The sequence below is a fragment of the Nocardioides sp. CER19 genome, assembly GCF_029846275.1.
GTDB lineage: Bacteria > Actinomycetota > Actinomycetes > Propionibacteriales > Nocardioidaceae > Nocardioides.
In genome coordinates, this window is the sequence record NZ_JARVWS010000003.1 from 615225 (window position 1) to 631932 (window position 16708).

Consider the following 16708-nt stretch of genomic DNA (forward strand, 5'->3'; position numbering starts at 1 on the left):
GCCTCTCTGCAGGATGTTGTGTGCGGTTGCGAGTCTGGCGTCGCTGCCGATCCGCCGGTTGAGCCTGCGTGCCAGTGGTTGGTCTGGCGGCGCCTGAACGCCGGGCGGTGGCGGCGAGCGGGTCAACTCCGTCGCGAGGGACCGACTACTTGCGTGCCTACTTTCGGCCGAGGTGGAGGTCGAAACCCTCGGGGATGATGAGGTGTTCGTGGGTGAGCTCGTCGATCGACTGGACGCCCAGCCCGCTCAACGTCGAGTCGATTCCGCTGCGCAGGATGTCGAGGACGTTCTCGACTCCGGCCTGCCCGTTCGCGCCGAGCCCCCACAGGTAGGCGCGTCCGATCATCACGGCGTCGGCCCCGAGAGCGAGGGCTTTCACCACGTCGGATCCGCGTCGGATCCCACCATCGAAAAGCACCGTGATCTCACCACCGACCGCCTCGGCGATGCCACGGATGAGCCGGATCGTGGGGGGCGTGCCGTCGAGGTTGTTGCCACCGTGGTTGGAGACCGAGATGGCGTCCACACCTGCGTCAACGGCGCGCTTGGCGTCGTCGATCCGCGTAACACCCTTGAGCACGAAGGGCTTGCCTGACATCTGTTGCCAGGTGGAGGCGACCCACGCGATGTCCTCCCATTGGGGCGGCGGGGTGGTCATCCACTCGTAGTAGGCACCGAAGAAGGTCGGGCCTTTTGTTGCGCCGCGGGCCGCCAAGTTCGGCGCGGTCAGGTCAGGGACCCTTCGGGTGCGCAGGAAGGACCACCACCAACTGAACTTGAGCGCCATTGCTGGGCTATTGCGCACGATCGCCTTCAGGTTGACCCTTTCGGGAATCTCCGGACTCCCCCAGTCGCGTCCGACCGAGAACGACCAGTCCGTGGTGGCAATCAGACCTTGCGCGCCCGCAGCGCGGGCGCGCTCCATCCGCTCAACCATCGTTTCCCGGTTGCCGGTCCAGTACATCTGGAAGAAGGTGCTCGGATTGGCGGCGACGACCTCCTCGACCGACTTGGAGGCGAAGTTGGACAACCCCATCACCGTGCCGCGACTGGCCGCCGCCCGCGCGACCGCGACCTCGCCGTCGGGGTGCACCGCCTGAACGCCGGTCGGACTGATGATCACCGGAAGACTGACGTCCTGGCCGAGAACGGTGCGGCTCATTCGCCTGTCTGCCTTGGCTCCGACCACATGCGGAGCGAAACCCAGCTCCGCAAACGCGGCTTGGTTGTTCGCGACCGTCTGCCCCCGTTCGGAGCCGGCGACCAGGGCCATATAGACCGGCTTCGGTAGCCGCTTCCGTGCCCGCTCCTGAGCGACTGCCACCGATTCGAACCATGGATTCTGCTTCCACGGATTCGCCAGCCAGGCGGGACGTGCGATGGCCATGTGTTTCCTTCCACATGTCGGGTGTTGGTGGCTCGATCGTCGCCCGCCTCGTCGTCTGCCTCATTGAGTGTGCGTGCCACGGCCTTGCGTGAACGGGACGTGACCTGAAAGGCGATCGGGTCGGGTCCTCCGCGCCTGCGTCGGTTGACTGAGCGGGTCACGCTGTTGCGCCTCAGCGTCACGACCTGTGCCGGCCCCTGATTCCAGGCTCCGCCCGGCCTACGGTGTTCCCGCAGAATCGCGACGACAGGAGGAGAATTATGAAGCCGCGAGCAGAGCACGACGAGGACTTCGACCTCGACGGCGAGAGCCTCATCGAAGAGGTCTCGATCGACGGTATGTGCGGCGTCTACTGATGGTCGCGTCCGGAGCCGAGCAGGCGCGGGTCGACCTTGCTGAGGCGTGGGAACTGTCTCCCTCCGTTGCCTTGCGTCCAGAGCCGTTCGGGGCGCTGGCGTATCACTTCGGTAATCGGAAGCTGACCTTTCTCAAACGACCTGACCTGGTGGCCCTGGTACGGGCGCTCGCCAGCGCGCCGAGCGTCGCTTCGGCTCTGGACATCGTCGGCATCTCCGCTCGTCAGCGCGCGGCCTACCTAGACGCTCTGTCCGGGCTGGCTGCGACTGACATGATCCGAAAGCGCGCATCATGACCACGACGCTCGGTGTAGAGGCGACAGGTCCGACGCGCCCACGCGGGGGTGACTTGGTGCAGCAGTTCGAAGCTGGACTGGATGCACCCATCTGCCTTACCTGGGAGTTGACCTATGCGTGCAACTTGGCGTGCGCACATTGTCTCTCCTCGTCCGGCCGGCGGGACCCACGCGAGCTGACCACCGAGCAGTGCGAGGCGGTCATCGACGAGCTGGAGCGGATGCAGGTCTTCTACGTCAACATCGGTGGTGGAGAACCGACCGTCCGCCCAGACTTCTGGCACCTGGTCGAGTACGCGGTCGCGCATCACGTCGGCGTGAAGTTCTCCACCAACGGCGTGCGCCTGACGCCCGAGCGGGCCCGGTGGCTCGCGTCGACCGACTACGTCGACGTGCAGATCTCACTTGACGGCGCCACCGCAGACGTGAATGACCGTGTCCGCGGGCCTGGGTCATATGACACCGCCATCACCGCGCTGCGCAACCTGCACGAGGCTGGGTTCAAGGACCCCAAGCTGTCGGTTGTCTGTACCCGGGAGAACATCCCCCAATTGGACGAGTTCAAGTCGATCGCCGATGCCTATGGTGCGACGTTGCGGCTCACCCGACTTCGCCCTTCCGGGCGCGGAGCGGATGTTTGGGATGTGCTCCACCCCCTGCCCGCACAGCAGCGAGAGCTCTACGACTGGCTGGTGGCGCGTGGCGACAACGTTCTGACCGGCGACTCCTTCTTCCATCTGGCCCCGTTCGGCGAGAAGCTGCCAGGTTTAAACTTGTGCGGTGCCGGCCGGGTCGTCTGCCTGATCGATCCGATCGGTGACGTCTACGCTTGCCCGTTCGCGATCCACGAGGAGTTCCTGGCGGGCAATGTGCTCGAAGCAGGCTTCCAGCACGTGTGGCAGACGTCGAGGCTGTTCGCAGATCTACGCTCTCCGCAGACGGGAGGAGCCTGCACCTCTTGCCAGTTCTTCGACGCTTGCCGCGGCGGCTGCATGGCAGCGAAGTTCTTCACGGGCCTTCCGCTCGACGGGCCGGACCCGGAGTGCGTCCAGGGTTATGGTGAGGCAGCACTCGCGGCGCCCCGCGAGGTGCCCGCCGCGAGCCAGGACCACTCACGCAGCAGCCCTGGGCGGAACGCCCCCGTGCTACTCACGCTTCAGCGCCGCCCCCCGACGACTGCCTGTGACGAGAACCCTCTCGCCGGTACCGCCGCGAGCGCCCATTCCTGACACCAGCAGTCGATGCGGGAGACGAAAGTGGTTCGAGTTGCCCTGGTCACCGGTGCCGCCCGCGGCATCGGTGCCGCCACTGCAAGGCGGCTTGCAGCCGACGGCTACTCGGTGCTCGCTTTGGATTGGTGCGCGGGCCCCAGCGCGTACCCCTATCCCATGCCTGAGCGGTCCGACCTCGACGCCGTGGTTGGGCCGCTCAGTGGTGCGGTCGCGCACGTCGCCGATGTGCGCGACCGACAGGGTATGGACGCTGCGGTCGAACTCGCGCACGATCGCTGGGGAAGACTTGATGTCGCCGTTGCGTGCGCGGGCGTGATCACCGGCGGGCGCACCTTGTGGGACACCCCCGACCAGGAACTCGAGTTCGAGTGGGGCGTCAACGCCAAGGGTGTCTGGAATACCGCGGCAGCGGCAATACCGGCCATGCTTGCGGGACCCGACCCTTCCGGTTGTCGCTTCGTCGCTGTGACGTCAGCAGCAGGCTCGCGGGGTCTCTTTCATCTCGCCGGATACAACGCGGCCAAGCATGCGGCCGTCGGCATCGTCCGAGGACTCGCAGCGGACCTGACCGGCACCGGCGTCACCGCTGTGGCCGTGTCCCCCGGTTCCACACGCACTCAGATGCTTGATGCGACCGTAGCGCTCTACCCGGGCGCGACAACCGAAGACCTCTCCGATCACCAGCTGCTCCAACGGGCCCTGAGCCCTGACGAGGTCGCTGCAGCAGTGGCATTCTGCTGCTCCATCGAAGGCGCGTCTCTCAACGGGTCAGTGCTGCACGCCGACGGCGGCTTCCGCGGGTGACATCGTACGAGCGTCGGTTTCCCGCCGGGTTCCGAGTGAGGCTGCGGGCACGTACGACGGTCCGGGGTGATGTGCTGGTCGGAGGGTCTCCGATGCGCGCCGTCCGGATCGGTCAGAGCGCCCTGAGCCGAATCAGCGGAGGAGTCCTCACGGTCACCGACAGGGTATCGGACCGCGTCGCTGGCTATCTGCTCGACGCTAACCTCGCCGATCCTCTGGTCGACCCGGCGGACCCGAACGACACCGATGGTGAGGCGTCGGAGATGACCGTGGTCATTCCGGTGAGGGACCGGCCACAGCAGCTGGAACGGTGCCTTGCTTCACTGGGAAACCTGTCCGTTGTCGTCGTGGACGACGCTTCGATCGACTCGGCATCGATTCGTCGGGTCACAGATGCTCACGGGGCGCGGTACCTGCGTCTTCCGGTGAATCAGGGTCCGGCAGGCGCACGGAATGCGGGTTTGCAGCATGTTAGGACCACCTTCGTCGCGTTCGTCGATTCCGACGTGACGGCCGAGGCGTCCATGCTCGTCCAGCTCATGGCCCACTTCCGCGACGCGCGCCTGGCGCTCGTCGGCCCGCTGGTCCGTGGGCGCTTTACCGCCGCCCTGTCGGGGCGCGATTCCCGGTGGTTCGAGAAGTATGACGAGGCGGCGTCGTCGCTGGCCCTCGGCAATCGTCCCAGCTCGGTGCGTCCTGGAGCGGCGGTCGGCTGGCTGCCGTCAGCCTGCCTGGTCGGGCGGACGTTGGCGCTGCGGCAGCTGCCGCTTCCAGGTTTCGATGCGTCGATGCGGGTAGGCGAGGACGTCGATCTCGTGTGGCGCTTGCTCGACGCCGGATGGAGAGTGCGGTACGACCCGAGCCATGGTGCCGACCATGACACCAGATCGTCGCTCGCTGGCTGGCTCGGACGGAAGCTGATCTACGGGTCGGGCGGAGCCGCCCTTGCTGCCCGGCATGGGCGCCACGGTGCACCGGCCGTGCTCAGCGTCGTCAGTGCAACCTCCGCCGCGGCGGTGCTGATTCGTCGCCGATGGTCAGCACCGGCGCTCGTCGCCGGTGTCGGCTACACGTGGTGGCGGCTCAACCGCCGCCTGCCGTCCATGGAGGGTCGGGTGACCCGATCGATGTGCCTGTCGGTAGAGGGCACAGCCTGGGCGGTGCGTCAGGAGTCGGCACTCCTCCTGCGGCACTGGTGGCCGTTGACCGTCGTCCTGTTTCCCTTCGTGCCGGCGGTTCGCCGAGCCGTCGCGTCCGCCCTCATCGTGGACGCGGTCGCCGCGCGGCTGGAGATGCCGACTGCTCCATATCTTCTGGTCGGTCGTCGGCTCGACGACCTGGCATATGGCGCGGGGCTCTGGTTGGGTGCGCTGCGGGCGAGGTCGATCGAATGCCTCCTGCCGCGTCGGCCCCGGAGCTGACCGGCGCCGGCTATGCGACATAACGAGGAGCGTGCAGCGACTTTCGGAAGTCGCCTGTCGTCATCCCGAAGGACCGCTTGAACTCACGGCAGAAGTGGCTGACGTCCGCATAGCCCCATCGGGTTGCGATCGTCTGGACGGTGGCGGAGCTCGATGCCAGCTCCTGGCGGGCACCATCCAACCGCACTGCCCGCACGACGTCACCGTAGGTCTCCGACGTTTCTGAGAAGAGGCGGTGGAGGGACCGGACTGAGATGCCGTGAGCGTTCGCGGCAGCGGCCGGGCTGACCGGGCCGGTGCTGACGTTAGCTGCGATCCACTGTTCGACGCGTTGCCTCATCATGGCGCTCACCGCCCCGGAGGTCTCAAGAACGACGTCGCGCGATGTGCCAGCGAAGAGGTTGAGGATGGCGCTCCTAATGGCGCTCGAGTCCGCCGGTGCCAGGGGTGCCGGCTGATCGAGAATCGATGAGAGGACGCCGGCGAGGACCTGTGCCGTGGGTCGTGCGTCGACACCGGTTGGCTGCGAGAGGGTGCTCAATCGGACCCCATGTCCCCTGAGCGCGTCCTTCGGTACGAAGACGTAGGTGTTGTCGCGGCGGATGTTCACCGCGAACTGGTGGATGCTCGCGTGATCCCACAACCCCATCCGGGTGTCGGATGATCGGACTTGTTCCTCGGTCCGCAAGACGAAGTCCTCGCCGGTCGGGGGCCACGAGATGCTGAAGGCGAGGTAGTCGCTGGCTTGGGAATTTCGCCGGAATGAGCCGTGGTACGGCGAGGCCGAGCAGCGAACGACGAGACAATCGTCGATCCATCGTCGGTCGAACTCGCCGCTGAAGTGGTCCTCGTTCTCAATCGGCCATACGTCGTCGCCCATGAGGCTGTCGGAACAGAACTGTCGCCAGCCTTCGAAGTCGACGTGAGCGGTCGGCGTCGGCGAAGCGTGCGGCGTAGGGGCAATGCGGGTCATCGGTAGCCTCCTGGCTGTGTTGCTCACCTTGCGGAAGCGAACGAATTACGAAGATCTTGCCGTCGCCCTGTTTCGGTGACATTGCATGCGCGCGAACGGCGGATTCCGCCCATCAGCCGGGCGGCTAGATTCCTCCCAGGTCGACAAGGAGCACACCGCCGCTGACTAGGGCGATCCCCGTCCACATCAGGGGCGTCAGCGGTTCATCGAAGAGGACCCGGGCCGCGACGGCCATGAGCGCGACCCCCGCCGCTGCCCAGATGCCGTAGGCGACACCGATGCCGAAGCCGGCGTGGAGGGTGAGCATGAGCGCTATGAAGGAAGTCGCGTAGCCCAGCGTCATGGGGATGTACCAGATCGGGCGTCCATGAGCCGCCATGCGCAGCGAGAGGCCGGCTCCGACCTCCACAACGATGCCAATGGTTAAGTAGAGCCAGCCCATCACGCGACGACCTGACTCGAGTGCCTTGGGCCCTCGGACGGGCCGTCCAACGGTCGGCCTACCTTGCCTTTCGGGCGTGCGCCCGTCGAAACGAGGACGACGCCGACGCAAACTAGGGCCAATCCGATCATTGCCGTTGGGGCGAATCGCTCCTTGTAGACGAGAGCCGAGAAGATGGCTGTCAACAGCACACCGCTGCCGGCCCACACGCTGCTCGCCACGCTCAGCGCCATGCCGCGACGCAGCGCCCCCGAATAGAGGGCAAAGGAAATGCCATATCCGACCGCGACGATCGTGTAGAAGATTGGGTGTCGCGTCGCTGCTTCCATCGACAGGGAGCCGGTCACCTCGCCGAGTATCGCGCCCACGAGGAACACCCACTTATGCACGTGTGCACCTTTCTCACCCCGGGCTCAAAAGACCCCGGGGTGCTCAGGATCAGGATGGATTCGAGGCCGAAACCGCGGCGAAGGCGTCCTCGAACGCAACGATCGTGCGGTCGACCACTTCCCGGGTGTGCGCCATCGACACGAACATCTCGCCGCGTGGCAGGAGCAAGATCCCCCGGGCGGCGAGCTCGATGGCCAAGGCGTCTGCAGTGTCGTCGTCCCCCCGTGTGGGATAGACCCACATGATCGAGGCAACGCGGTGGACGCCGAACGGCGCGCCCGTCCTCTCGGCGGCTGCGGCGACGCCGTTCTCGAGGTGAGCAGCGTTCTCTTCGAGGCTGTCGTAGACCCCCGGCGAGCTATAGGCGTGCATCGCGGCTTTGACTGCGGCGAGGGCGACCGGGTTCCCGTTGTAGGTGCCTGCGTGGTAAACGTCGACGGTCACCTGGTCGATGATCTCGGCTCGTCCCAGGACGGCGCTCTGGGAGAACCCGGCCGCCAGTGCCTTCCCGAGCGTCCAGAGGTCGGGTGTGACGCCCCAGCGCTCAGCCGCGCCGCCGCGTGCCACTCGGAACCCACTGACGACCTCGTCGAAGATGAGGACGACGCCGTGCTCAGTGCAGGTCTGACGCAGGACGGCGAGGAACTCGGGGTCGGGCTCGACTCCCCCACCGCTGTTCAGGATCGGGTCAATCAGCACTGCGGCGATGTCGAGTTCGGCCGCGCGTGCCAACGTCTTCGCTGCCTGCTCGGTGTCGTTGAACGGCAACACGATGAGGTCGTCGAGCACCCGCGGGTTTTGCCCCTTGCTGTGAGCGACCGCCCGAGTACCCTCGCCGTGCTCCGCGACGCTGGCGAAGACAGAGTCGTGCCAGCCGTGGTAGGCACGGGTGAACTTGACGATGTGATTTCGTCCCGACCAAGCGCGCGCCAAGCGCAGCGCAACTTGGACGGCCTCGGTACCGGTGTTGCTCCAAAGCAGCTTCTCTGCCCCGGGGACGGCGCCGAGGACGGCCTCCGCAGCCTCGTACTCCAGCACGTGGCCGGTGCCGGGCATCTGCAACCGCGGGAGTTCCTCGGCCACGGCGGCGATCACGTCGGGGTGGGAGTGACCGAGAAGCATCGGCCCCCATGCGCCGATATAGTCGATGAACTCGCGCCCGTCGAGGTCCCACATCAGAGGGCCCTGGGCACGATCGACGAAGATCGGATACGGCTGGAAGTCTCCGCGCAGGCCGGAGCTGACTCCGCCGCCGATGCTCCTCTTCGCGCGCTCCCAGGCCACCCGGGAACTCGGAGAGATAGCCACCGGGTCGGTGTTGACTGCCGTCATCCCTGGTTCCCCATCTTCATGATGTATCCGGCGTCGATCGGGATCTCGCTGGCGGTGATGTAGCGCCCCGCGTCCGAGGCGAGGAACTGGACGACACGAGTGATGTCCTCGGCTTCCATCGCGCCGATCGGGAGGATGTTCATTCCGACCATGCCCTCCCACCAGTCGTCGATCGAGATCGTCCGGGTGGTCTCCCCCGGGGCGAAGATGGACACCAACTCGTCGTTCCACATCAGGGGCGTCTTCACCGTCGTTGGGTGGATGGTGTTGACCCGGATGCTGTGTTCGCCCAGCTCAGCGGCCAGGACCCGCATCAACGCGACGATGCCGAGCTTCGAGGCGTTGTAGGCGGGGTGGCCGTGCTCACCGCGGTAGCCGTTGGAGGACGCAGTGATGGTGATCGACCCGCCGCGGCCGCCCTCGATCATGGCCGGGATGGCCGCTTTGCAGGTTCGCCACACGCCGTTGAGGTCGATGTCGACCGTGGTCGTCCAGGTCTCCTCCGTCATCTCCCATGTCTTGGGTGCGTGTGAGAAGACGCCCGCGTTGGCGATCACGTGGTCGATCCGCCCGAAGGCCGCGAGGGCCTCGGACACGGCTTCGTCCAGGTCGCTTTGTGCTCGCACGTCGGCGATGCGAGTCAGGATCTCACCTCCGGCCCGCTTCACCAGGTCCGCCGTTTCGGCAAGGTCCTCCTTGCTTGCCAGGGCGTACCGAATGCCGTCAACCGGCGCGCACGCGTCGAGGGCGACGATCGATGCCCCCTGTTCGGCGAACCCGACCGCGTGGGCGCGGCCCTGACCGCGCGCTGCTCCCGTGATCAGCACTACCTGGTCGTCAAACTGACCCATTGTTGTCGTACTCCTTGTGAAGATGAAGAGGGGAAGGTTTGTTCGGGCTCAAGACCCGGATCGCTCGCGGAGACGGCCGATGTTGCTGGCGAAGCCGATGCCGACGATCAAAGCCGCGCCGTTGACGTACTCGTTGACGAACGGCGGAACGCCCGCAAGGTTCAGCCCGCTGTTGAGCGCAGCGAGGAAGATCAGCGCAACGACCGCTCCGGGGACGTTGTACTTGCCTGGCTTGATGGCCGCCGCGCTCAGGAAGGATGCCGCCATACCGGTCAGTGCCAGATTGGTGCCGATATTGGTGGAGGCACCGCCTGCGTAGGCGACCTGCATGATGCCGGCGACTCCGGCGAAACAAGCTCCGAGGATGAAGGCGATCGAGATCAGCTTGCCGGTCCGGATGCCGACCAGTGGTGCGGCATTCGGATTGGATCCGATGGCGTAGAGGTAGCGGCCGAAGGGCGTGTGATTGAGCAGGTAGTAGGCGAACAGGGCGACCACGGTCGCGATGACCGCAAGGGCGGGGATACCGAAGGTGGTGTGGTGGCCGAGTTCGACCAGCCAGGCCGGCAGGTTGCTCACGATGGCGAGGCCGCCGGTCTTCTGGGTGACGACACCGGCAACGATCGTGGATGTGCCCATGGTGGTGATGACGGGGTGCACTCCGCCCTTGGTTGAGATCAGAGCGTTGACGACGCCGACGATGCCGGCGACGCCGATGGCGGCCAGGATCGCAAGTGGCGCCGACATGCCGGAGGACATGAAGGCAGCACCGAAGACGGCGGCCAGGCCGGCGATGGCTCCGATAGAGAGGTCCCACACGTCGGCCGTGAGCGGGATGAGGGTTCCCAGTGCCACGACCGCCAGCACGGACTGACCCGCAAGGACGATTTGGAAGTTCGCCATTGTCGGGAACGTCTGCGACGTGGGGCCGTAGAAACTGAAGAAGATGATGATGCCGACCGTGACCAGCAGAAGGCCGTACGCCTCCACCCAACGAAGCCACGGCATCGTTCGGCGCGGTGACCTCGCTGTCGGACTCTCGGCAGTTGCAGCCGCTACTGCAGTGTCCGGCACTTGCTGAGTCGACTCTGCGGCGTTGCTAGTCATTCTCACTCCCCATCAGGACGAGTCGATCGATGTTGTGTTCGGTGACGTCCGAGCCGGTCAGCTCTCCGACGATGGCGCCGTGTCGGACAATGAGGACGCGGTCGGAGAACGTGGCCAGTTCTTCGAAGTCGGAGGAGACGACGACCGCTCCGGCCCCTTCGGCCACGGCGCGGGCGATCAGCTTCCAGATGTCGGCGCGAGCGCCGAAGTCGACGCCTTGGGATGGTTCGTCGAGGAGGATGACCCGTGGCTCGCGGCGAAGCCATCGAGCCATGATGACCTTCTGGGCGTTTCCGCCCGAGAGCGAGGTCAGCGGGTGGTCGAGGCCGGCTGTCTTGACGGTGAAGTCGCTGACGAGCTTCTTGGCGTCTGCCCGCTCGCTGCGACTCTGGAGTCGCCCTCGCTTGAAGTATCGACGGGAGTCGGCGATCGTCAGGTTCTCGAGAACGGTCATGTCGGAGAACGAGGCCATTCCGTTGCGGTCCTCAGGGACGTACGCGATCCCAGCCGCCATGGCGTCTCCGGCTGACCGGATGTGCACCGGCTTGTCGTCGACGCGGACGGTGCCGGCGTTCGGGGCGGGCACGCCGAAAAGGCTGCGCAGGATGGACGAGCGCCCAGACCCCATCAGACCGGCGATCCCGAGAACCTCTCCGGCCGAGACGGAGAAGCTGACGTTGTTCGCGGCGCCGCCAGAGAGGCCCTCCACCTCGAGGACCTTGTTGGAGAAGGCACGAGTCTCGACCTTGCGGTGGCTGAGCTGCTCAAGGGAGCGTCCGGTGATGAGCTCGACCAGGCGGCCCTGAGTCAGTCCCCCATCGGTGGTGGTGATCAGTTTCCCGTCGCGCAGGACCGTCACCTTGTCGGCGATGGCCCGGATCTCTTCCAGCCGGTGGGAGACATAGATGATCGTCTGACCCGCGGCGGCGTAGTGCTGGAGCGCTTCGAGAAGGACGTCGACGTCGGGGCCAGGTAGGGAGGCGGTTGGCTCGTCGAGCACAAGGATGCTGGAGCTGTCCTCCTCGCCATCTTGGAGAGCTCGCGCGATCGCCACGCCGGTCTGGTTGGCCGGGCTCAGCGTTCGCAGTTCGGCGTCCGGGCTGGCGTTCACCTCGAATCGCTCGAGGAGTTCGACGGCGCGGGCGCGCTGGGCCTTCCAGCGCACCCGGCTGCCGAACCCGGTGAGGAATGACGAGCCGATCGCCAGGTTCTCCGCGACGGTCAGGTCGGGGAATACAGACGGCTGTTGGTGGACGAACCGGAAGCCAAGGTCGCGGGAGAGCGCCGGCGTCATCGCGGTGGCGTCCTGCTCGCTGCCGCGCACCCCCAGCGAGCCGGCGTCGGCCTGGTGGACGCCTGCGAGGATCTTGATGAGGGTGGACTTCCCCGACCCGTTGCCGCCTACGAGCGCGTGGATGGTGCCTGGCTTCACCTCGAAGCTGACGCCGTCGAGTGCCTGCGTCGCGCCGAACCTTTTGGAGAATTGACTGATCGTCACCGCGGTTCCGCGGTCGGCGGGTCCAGTTGTCCCGTCGAGCGGCAGCGGGCCCACCGTCATCTCACTTGCCCCAGATCTTAGTGTAGAGGGCCTTCGGGTCGATCGGCTTGCCGTCGACCTGCGGGACGCAGGCACCGCTCTTGGGCAGGTTGTGGTCCTTGTCGATCAGCACCCAGCCGTTCCCGCTGTCGGTTGCGGGCTTGGCGCCGGCGAAGAGGCGGATCATCTGGTCGATGTCGGTGTAGGCGACCCAGATGTTCGAGGTGCAGGTCGAGGTCTGCTGGTCGCCGGCATCCTTGCGGATCAGGTCCAAGCCGGGGGCCGTTCCCTCGCCGCCGGTGACGAGCAACTTGTCGGCACGCCCCGAGGAGAGGACAGCACCGGAGAGTCCGTACTGCTGGACGAAGTCGGCGACGGTGTTGATGATCGCTGTTGCCTCGGGGTGCTGCAGCAGCGCCTGAGAGATCATCTGCTGCAGGTTGGGGATCTGGTCGACGGTGTACTTGACCGTCGCGACGATCTTGCATCCCGGGCAGACATCCTTGAGCTCCTCGCGGACGCCCTGCGCCTGCCAGATGGCCGCCTGGGAGTCGGTCTCCTCGATCGTGATGATCTTGGCGTCGCCGTTGCTCTTGACCGTCACCCAGTCGGCCTGCGGCTTGAACGCGGCTGCCAGCGTCTTCGGGGCGGTGCCGTCGTTGCCCTCGTAACCACCGTTCTTGAAGACGGTGGTGGCAGAGAACAGGGGCGGGTCACAGTCCTGGCCCTGGTCGCCGACGACGGGGATGCCGGCCTTCTTCGCCTCAGTCAGGCCGGACTTGATCGCGTCGCAGTCCTGTACCTCGATCATGATGCCGTCAGCCTTCGCCGCGATCGCCGAGCGAATGCCCTGCAGGACGTTGTTCGGGTCGCTCTTGCCGTCGTAGGTCTTGATCGTCCAGCCGAGCAGCGCGCCCGCATCCTTGGAGGCCTTCGCCCAGTCGTCGGAGAAGCCGTAGGACAGGTCCGTCGGGATGACCCAGACGTTCTTGCCGGTCGGCGCTGCCGGAGTGTCGCCCTGCGGCTCTGAGTAGAAGCCCTTGTAGGCGGCGTTGAGCCGCTCCTGAGCCTTCGATGTGTCTGCGTTGCTGCCCGAGGTTGAGTTCGCGTCACCACTTCCTGACGAGTTGCACGCCGACAGAGTTGTCGCCAGCAGGGTGGCCGCAGCCACCAGACAGCCTTGCCGCAACGTGGACACATTGGCTCGCATGAACGCTCCTTCGATGTTGGCTGCGGCCCAGAGAACCCGCCGGTCAGTGGCCTCAATGGTGGGCGTGAGTGACGCACGCGACATTGCCTGTCCGTGCCAAGGCGCGGCACTGCACCGCCAGAGGGAGTGGCACAGCTGGAACGTGTCGTTGGATGTAACGCACGCGAGACACAGCCGTCGCACGCGGCTGGCTCCCGTCCCAAACTTGGCTGCGACCGGGCCGTCGCGGCACCAGACCTAGGACCGGCAGCGGTCTCTCGCGCTGCGCTCCATGGGAGGGCGTGGCCCTCAATCAGAGTCACTCCACGAGACCGGCCAGCGGCACCAGTCCACGAGTCCAGGGGCAGCGAACCAGCCAGGTCACTGAGCAGGGTCAGTGTGTACGAACCACCAAGGGTCAGCCCATAAGACCAGCGAGCTTGCGACGCATCGCGGGCGGCCACGCTGCAGACCGGCCGGCGACCACCCAGACATAGGTCGTGACGACTCGGCAACAGAGCCTTTCCCCCACGGTGATGTCCATGGTGAGGCTAAGGCTTGAGCGCCCCAGAGCCTCGGCGCGAGCTGTCACGGCGACCTCGTCTCCCCAGCGGGCCGATGATGACCACTCAAGTCGGCTGGCTTTGACCATGGAGTCGCCGCCGTTCTCGTCGGGCCCTGTCCAGGGGAGCCCGACCGCGCTCCACCATCGGCTCGCCGCTTCGTCGGCCCAGACAAGGTAGTGCCCGTTGAACACGACACCCTGCTGGTCGCACTCGACGAAGCGCACGGGCGCGCGCCATGTCTGCTCGAGGGTGGACAGAGAACCGGTGCCTTCGTCCGCCTGGACGCGGTCTGGTGCGGAGCCGTTGCCGGACGAATCGTGTCCTGGTGACGCTTCGGCTGGGTCTGGCACCGTCATCTGTGGTCGGCGATCTGGTGAAGCGCCAGGAGATCCAGTGCGCCGAGGCCCGCGTCCTGGGCGGCTCGCAAGCTTGCGGCGGCGGCCTTGATCTGGTGGCCCCGGATCCCCATGCGGTCGACGTGCTCGGCGATCTGTCGACTCGACATCACCCACGTGTCGATCGAGGCGTCGGAAGTGGTGTAGTCCGATGCCTCGATCTTGCGCACCGCATAGGAAATGAAGTTTTCGAGTGCGGCCGGCACTTGGCTGATCGTGTCCCACAGCACCGACAGGGGCAATCCCAGGGCCTGGCCGTAGGCGAGGGTTTCCAGGATTGCGCATTCGGCGGCGGTGACGAGCGAGAGCGTGACGGTGTCGATGGAGTTGGCAAGACGCATTTGGTTGCCGAGGTAGAGCGAGCCGCCCGCCAAACCTCGGACGACGCTTTCCCATTGTTCCCAGACGCCGGGGTCGCCAGAGAAGTAGATGGCGGCGTCCTCGGTTCCGATGTCGTTGGGGAACGCAAGGATGGCGCCGTCGAGAAGTCGGACGTCGTGCCGCGTCGCCCAGTGCTCGACCCTGTCGGCGTCTTCCGGCTGGCCGGTGACCAGGTTGATGACGTCTCCTGAAAAGTCCGTCGAGGCGGCTTGGTCGAGAAGTTTGTTGACGGCGTCATAGGACTTGAAGACGAAGATGCTCAGCGGGCTGGCATTCATGGCTTCGACAGCACTCTGGGCGACGTTGGCGCCGTCGCCTCGAAGGGCGTCTGCCTTTGCCGCGGTCCGGTTCCAGACCGTGACCGAGTGGCCAGCGCGAAGAAGAGCCCGAGCGATCGCGGAACCCATCAGCCCCGCACCGAGCACACTAACGGACGTGTTCATGAGTTCACTCACTTCCTTTCGTGGGCGCCGGCGGCATGCAAACAGCCGTGCGTGCCTTTGGCTCTAGCAGGCGGACGCCCTCAGGCGGTCGCTGTATAGATCTCCGGATCGAATTCTTCACACTGGTCGCGGAAACGATGCGCGAAGTCCGGCCACGACAGCGTCGCTCTGCCGTTTCGGGGGTCGAGGTACCAACTGCTGCACCCTCCGTGGAGGATGACGGTGCCTGCCGCGCGGCGATCCAGCTCCCGACCGAATGCCTCTTCTGCGCGCGTGCTGACTTCGAGCTCGGGCTGCCCATTGCTCAGCCACCATTCGAATGCGCCGAGAAAGTGGTCGATCTGCGTCTCGATCATGTAGATGAGCGAGTTGTGCCCCAGGCTGGTGCCGGGTCCGTTCAGGAGAAACAGGTTCGGAAACCCGGCGACGGAGATCGAGTCGTACGCCTGCATGCCGCCGTCGCCCCAGTGCTCGGCGAGCGACCTCCCTCCGCGGCCAAGGACGCGGTGTGACGACGGCAGGTCGTAAGTCTCAAACCCGGTCGCGAAGATGAGGGCGTCGACCTCGTAGGAATTGCCGTGGGCACTGATCGCCCGGCTTCCCTCGATGCTGCTGAGCGCAGCGGTTTCGAGCCGCACGTGAGGCTGGGCCATGGCGGGGAAGTAGGCGTTTGACGACAGGATCCGCTTGCAGCCGATCTCGTAGTCGGGTGTGAGCTTCGCGCGCAGCTCATCGTCCTCGATTTGGGCGGCGAGATGGCCAAGCGCCCGATCGCGAGCCTCTTGGAGGAAAGCTGGAAGAAGGCGCCGCGCCGCGAACGTGTAGTCGCCATACCAGAAGAGTCGTTCGCGCATCTCCGTCATGGCGCTCGGATCGCGTCGGAACAGACGCCTGTCCGATTCAGAGAAGGGCCGGTCGAGTCGCGGATTGACGTAGGGCGCGCTGCGCTGGAAGACGACGAGTTCGTCGGCGATCTTGGCGACCTCAGGAATGATCTGTATCGCTGAAGCGCCAGTGCCCACGACGCCAACCCGCTTGCCTGACAGGGATCTCGAGTGATCCCAGCCGGCGGAGTGGAATAGCGCCCCGGGAAAGTCCGCGAGCCCAGGCACAGGAGGGAACTTCGGGTCGGTCAAGTGGCCAGTCGCGGCGACGAGGATGTTCCCGGTGAAGTCGCCCTGGGTCGTGTGGATTCGCCATCGCGACTCGGTGTCGTCCCAGGTGGCCCGCAGCATGTCGGCGTCGAAGACAAGGTGGGGCAGCAGTCCTTCCTCCCGCGCGGCGCTGCGCAAGTAGTCCCAGATCTCCTCGCCGGGTGCGTACATGCGTGACCAGTCCGGGTTCGTCCGGAACGAGAACGAGTACAAGTGCGACGGGATGTCGCAAGCCACGCCAGGGTAGGTGTTGTCGCGCCAGGCGCCTCCGACGTCGGTCGCCCGCTCGAGGATGACGAAGGACTTGTAGCCCGCGCGGCGCATCCGTATGCCGAGGCCGATGCCTGAAAACCCGGCGCCGACGATGACGACGTCGACGTTCTGGGGCATCGTGCTGGGGCGTTCTGGCGACTCGCTCACGCTGGGAGTTCCTCCGTTTCGTGTGGCGGGTA

At 65.9% G+C, this 16708-nt stretch carries 17 protein-coding genes; 5 read left to right on the plus strand and 12 right to left on the minus strand.

What is annotated here, in order from left to right; all coding sequences use genetic code 11:
- Window positions 1–157 precede the first annotated feature (157 nt).
- Window positions 158–1387 (minus strand): pre-mycofactocin synthase MftD, encoded by a 1230-nt coding sequence (gene mftD, locus QDS12_RS18405; RefSeq protein ID WP_279881703.1) that lies wholly within the window; start codon window positions 1385–1387, stop codon window positions 158–160.
- Window positions 1388–1647: 260 nt separating this feature from the next.
- On the opposite strand from mftD, the gene mftA reads away from it, so the two are divergent.
- From mftA to mftF, 5 genes are read left to right on the plus strand one after another with little or no spacing between them, the layout of a single operon-like run.
- Window positions 1648–1743, plus strand: a complete 96-nt coding sequence (gene mftA, locus QDS12_RS18410) for a mycofactocin precursor MftA (RefSeq protein ID WP_279881705.1) — start codon at window positions 1648–1650, stop codon at window positions 1741–1743.
- Window positions 1743–2039, plus strand: coding sequence for a mycofactocin biosynthesis chaperone MftB (mftB, locus tag QDS12_RS18415; RefSeq protein ID WP_279881707.1), 297 nt, complete (start codon window positions 1743–1745; stop codon window positions 2037–2039). The genes mftA and mftB overlap by 1 nt, the downstream gene beginning before the upstream one ends.
- A complete protein-coding gene (gene mftC / locus QDS12_RS18420; protein ID WP_279881709.1) occupies window positions 2036–3268 on the plus strand; it encodes a mycofactocin radical SAM maturase in 1233 nt (410 codons plus the stop codon). The genes mftB and mftC overlap by 4 nt, the downstream gene beginning before the upstream one ends.
- 12 nt (window positions 3269–3280) lie before the next feature.
- Window positions 3281–4075, plus strand: a complete 795-nt coding sequence (locus QDS12_RS18425; RefSeq protein WP_279881711.1) for a mycofactocin-coupled SDR family oxidoreductase — start codon at window positions 3281–3283, stop codon at window positions 4073–4075.
- Between the two features lie 35 nt (window positions 4076–4110).
- Entirely contained in the window at window positions 4111–5496 is a 1386-nt protein-coding gene (gene mftF / locus QDS12_RS18430; protein ID WP_279881714.1) for a mycofactocin biosynthesis glycosyltransferase MftF, read from the plus strand.
- 10 nt (window positions 5497–5506) lie between these two features.
- Here mftF and QDS12_RS18435 read toward each other — a convergent pair whose 3' ends face one another.
- From QDS12_RS18435 to QDS12_RS18485, 11 genes are all read right to left on the minus strand, one after another.
- Window positions 5507–6469 carry a helix-turn-helix transcriptional regulator gene (locus QDS12_RS18435; protein ID WP_279881717.1) on the minus strand — a complete coding sequence of 321 codons (963 nt, stop codon included), beginning with the start codon at window positions 6467–6469 and terminating at the stop codon, window positions 5507–5509.
- A gap of 124 nt (window positions 6470–6593) precedes the next feature.
- A complete protein-coding gene (locus tag QDS12_RS18440) occupies window positions 6594–6911 on the minus strand; it encodes an SMR family transporter (RefSeq protein ID WP_279882209.1) in 318 nt (105 codons plus the stop codon).
- Window positions 6911–7300 (minus strand): SMR family transporter, encoded by a 390-nt coding sequence (locus tag QDS12_RS18445; RefSeq protein WP_279881720.1) that lies wholly within the window; start codon window positions 7298–7300, stop codon window positions 6911–6913. Before QDS12_RS18445 ends, QDS12_RS18440 begins: the two co-directional genes overlap by 1 nt.
- Window positions 7301–7349: 49 nt before the next feature.
- Window positions 7350–8633, minus strand: a complete 1284-nt coding sequence (locus QDS12_RS18450) for an aspartate aminotransferase family protein (RefSeq protein WP_279881724.1) — start codon at window positions 8631–8633, stop codon at window positions 7350–7352.
- The gene (locus QDS12_RS18455; RefSeq protein ID WP_279881726.1) at window positions 8630–9484 is read right to left on the minus strand and encodes a mycofactocin-coupled SDR family oxidoreductase; all 855 of its coding nucleotides are present in this window, start codon (window positions 9482–9484) and stop codon (window positions 8630–8632) included. Before QDS12_RS18455 ends, QDS12_RS18450 begins: the two co-directional genes overlap by 4 nt.
- A 48-nt stretch (window positions 9485–9532) precedes the next feature.
- Window positions 9533–10474 carry an ABC transporter permease gene (locus QDS12_RS18460; RefSeq protein WP_279881728.1) on the minus strand — a complete coding sequence of 314 codons (942 nt, stop codon included), beginning with the start codon at window positions 10472–10474 and terminating at the stop codon, window positions 9533–9535.
- Window positions 10475–10583: 109 nt separating this feature from the next.
- Window positions 10584–12149 carry a sugar ABC transporter ATP-binding protein gene (locus QDS12_RS18465; protein ID WP_279881730.1) on the minus strand — a complete coding sequence of 522 codons (1566 nt, stop codon included), beginning with the start codon at window positions 12147–12149 and terminating at the stop codon, window positions 10584–10586.
- Window position 12150: 1 nt separating this feature from the next.
- Complete coding sequence (locus QDS12_RS18470; RefSeq protein ID WP_279881732.1) at window positions 12151–13521, minus strand: substrate-binding domain-containing protein; 1371 nt, start codon at window positions 13519–13521, stop codon at window positions 12151–12153.
- Between the two features lie 214 nt (window positions 13522–13735).
- The gene (locus QDS12_RS18475; protein WP_279881734.1) at window positions 13736–14107 is read right to left on the minus strand and encodes a thioesterase family protein; all 372 of its coding nucleotides are present in this window, start codon (window positions 14105–14107) and stop codon (window positions 13736–13738) included.
- Window positions 14108–14235: 128 nt separating this feature from the next.
- Window positions 14236–15114 (minus strand): FAD-dependent oxidoreductase, encoded by an 879-nt coding sequence (locus tag QDS12_RS18480; RefSeq protein WP_279881736.1) that lies wholly within the window; start codon window positions 15112–15114, stop codon window positions 14236–14238.
- Between the two features lie 68 nt (window positions 15115–15182).
- Window positions 15183–16676 (minus strand): NAD(P)/FAD-dependent oxidoreductase, encoded by a 1494-nt coding sequence (locus tag QDS12_RS18485; protein ID WP_279881738.1) that lies wholly within the window; start codon window positions 16674–16676, stop codon window positions 15183–15185.
- Window positions 16677–16708 lie beyond the last annotated feature (32 nt).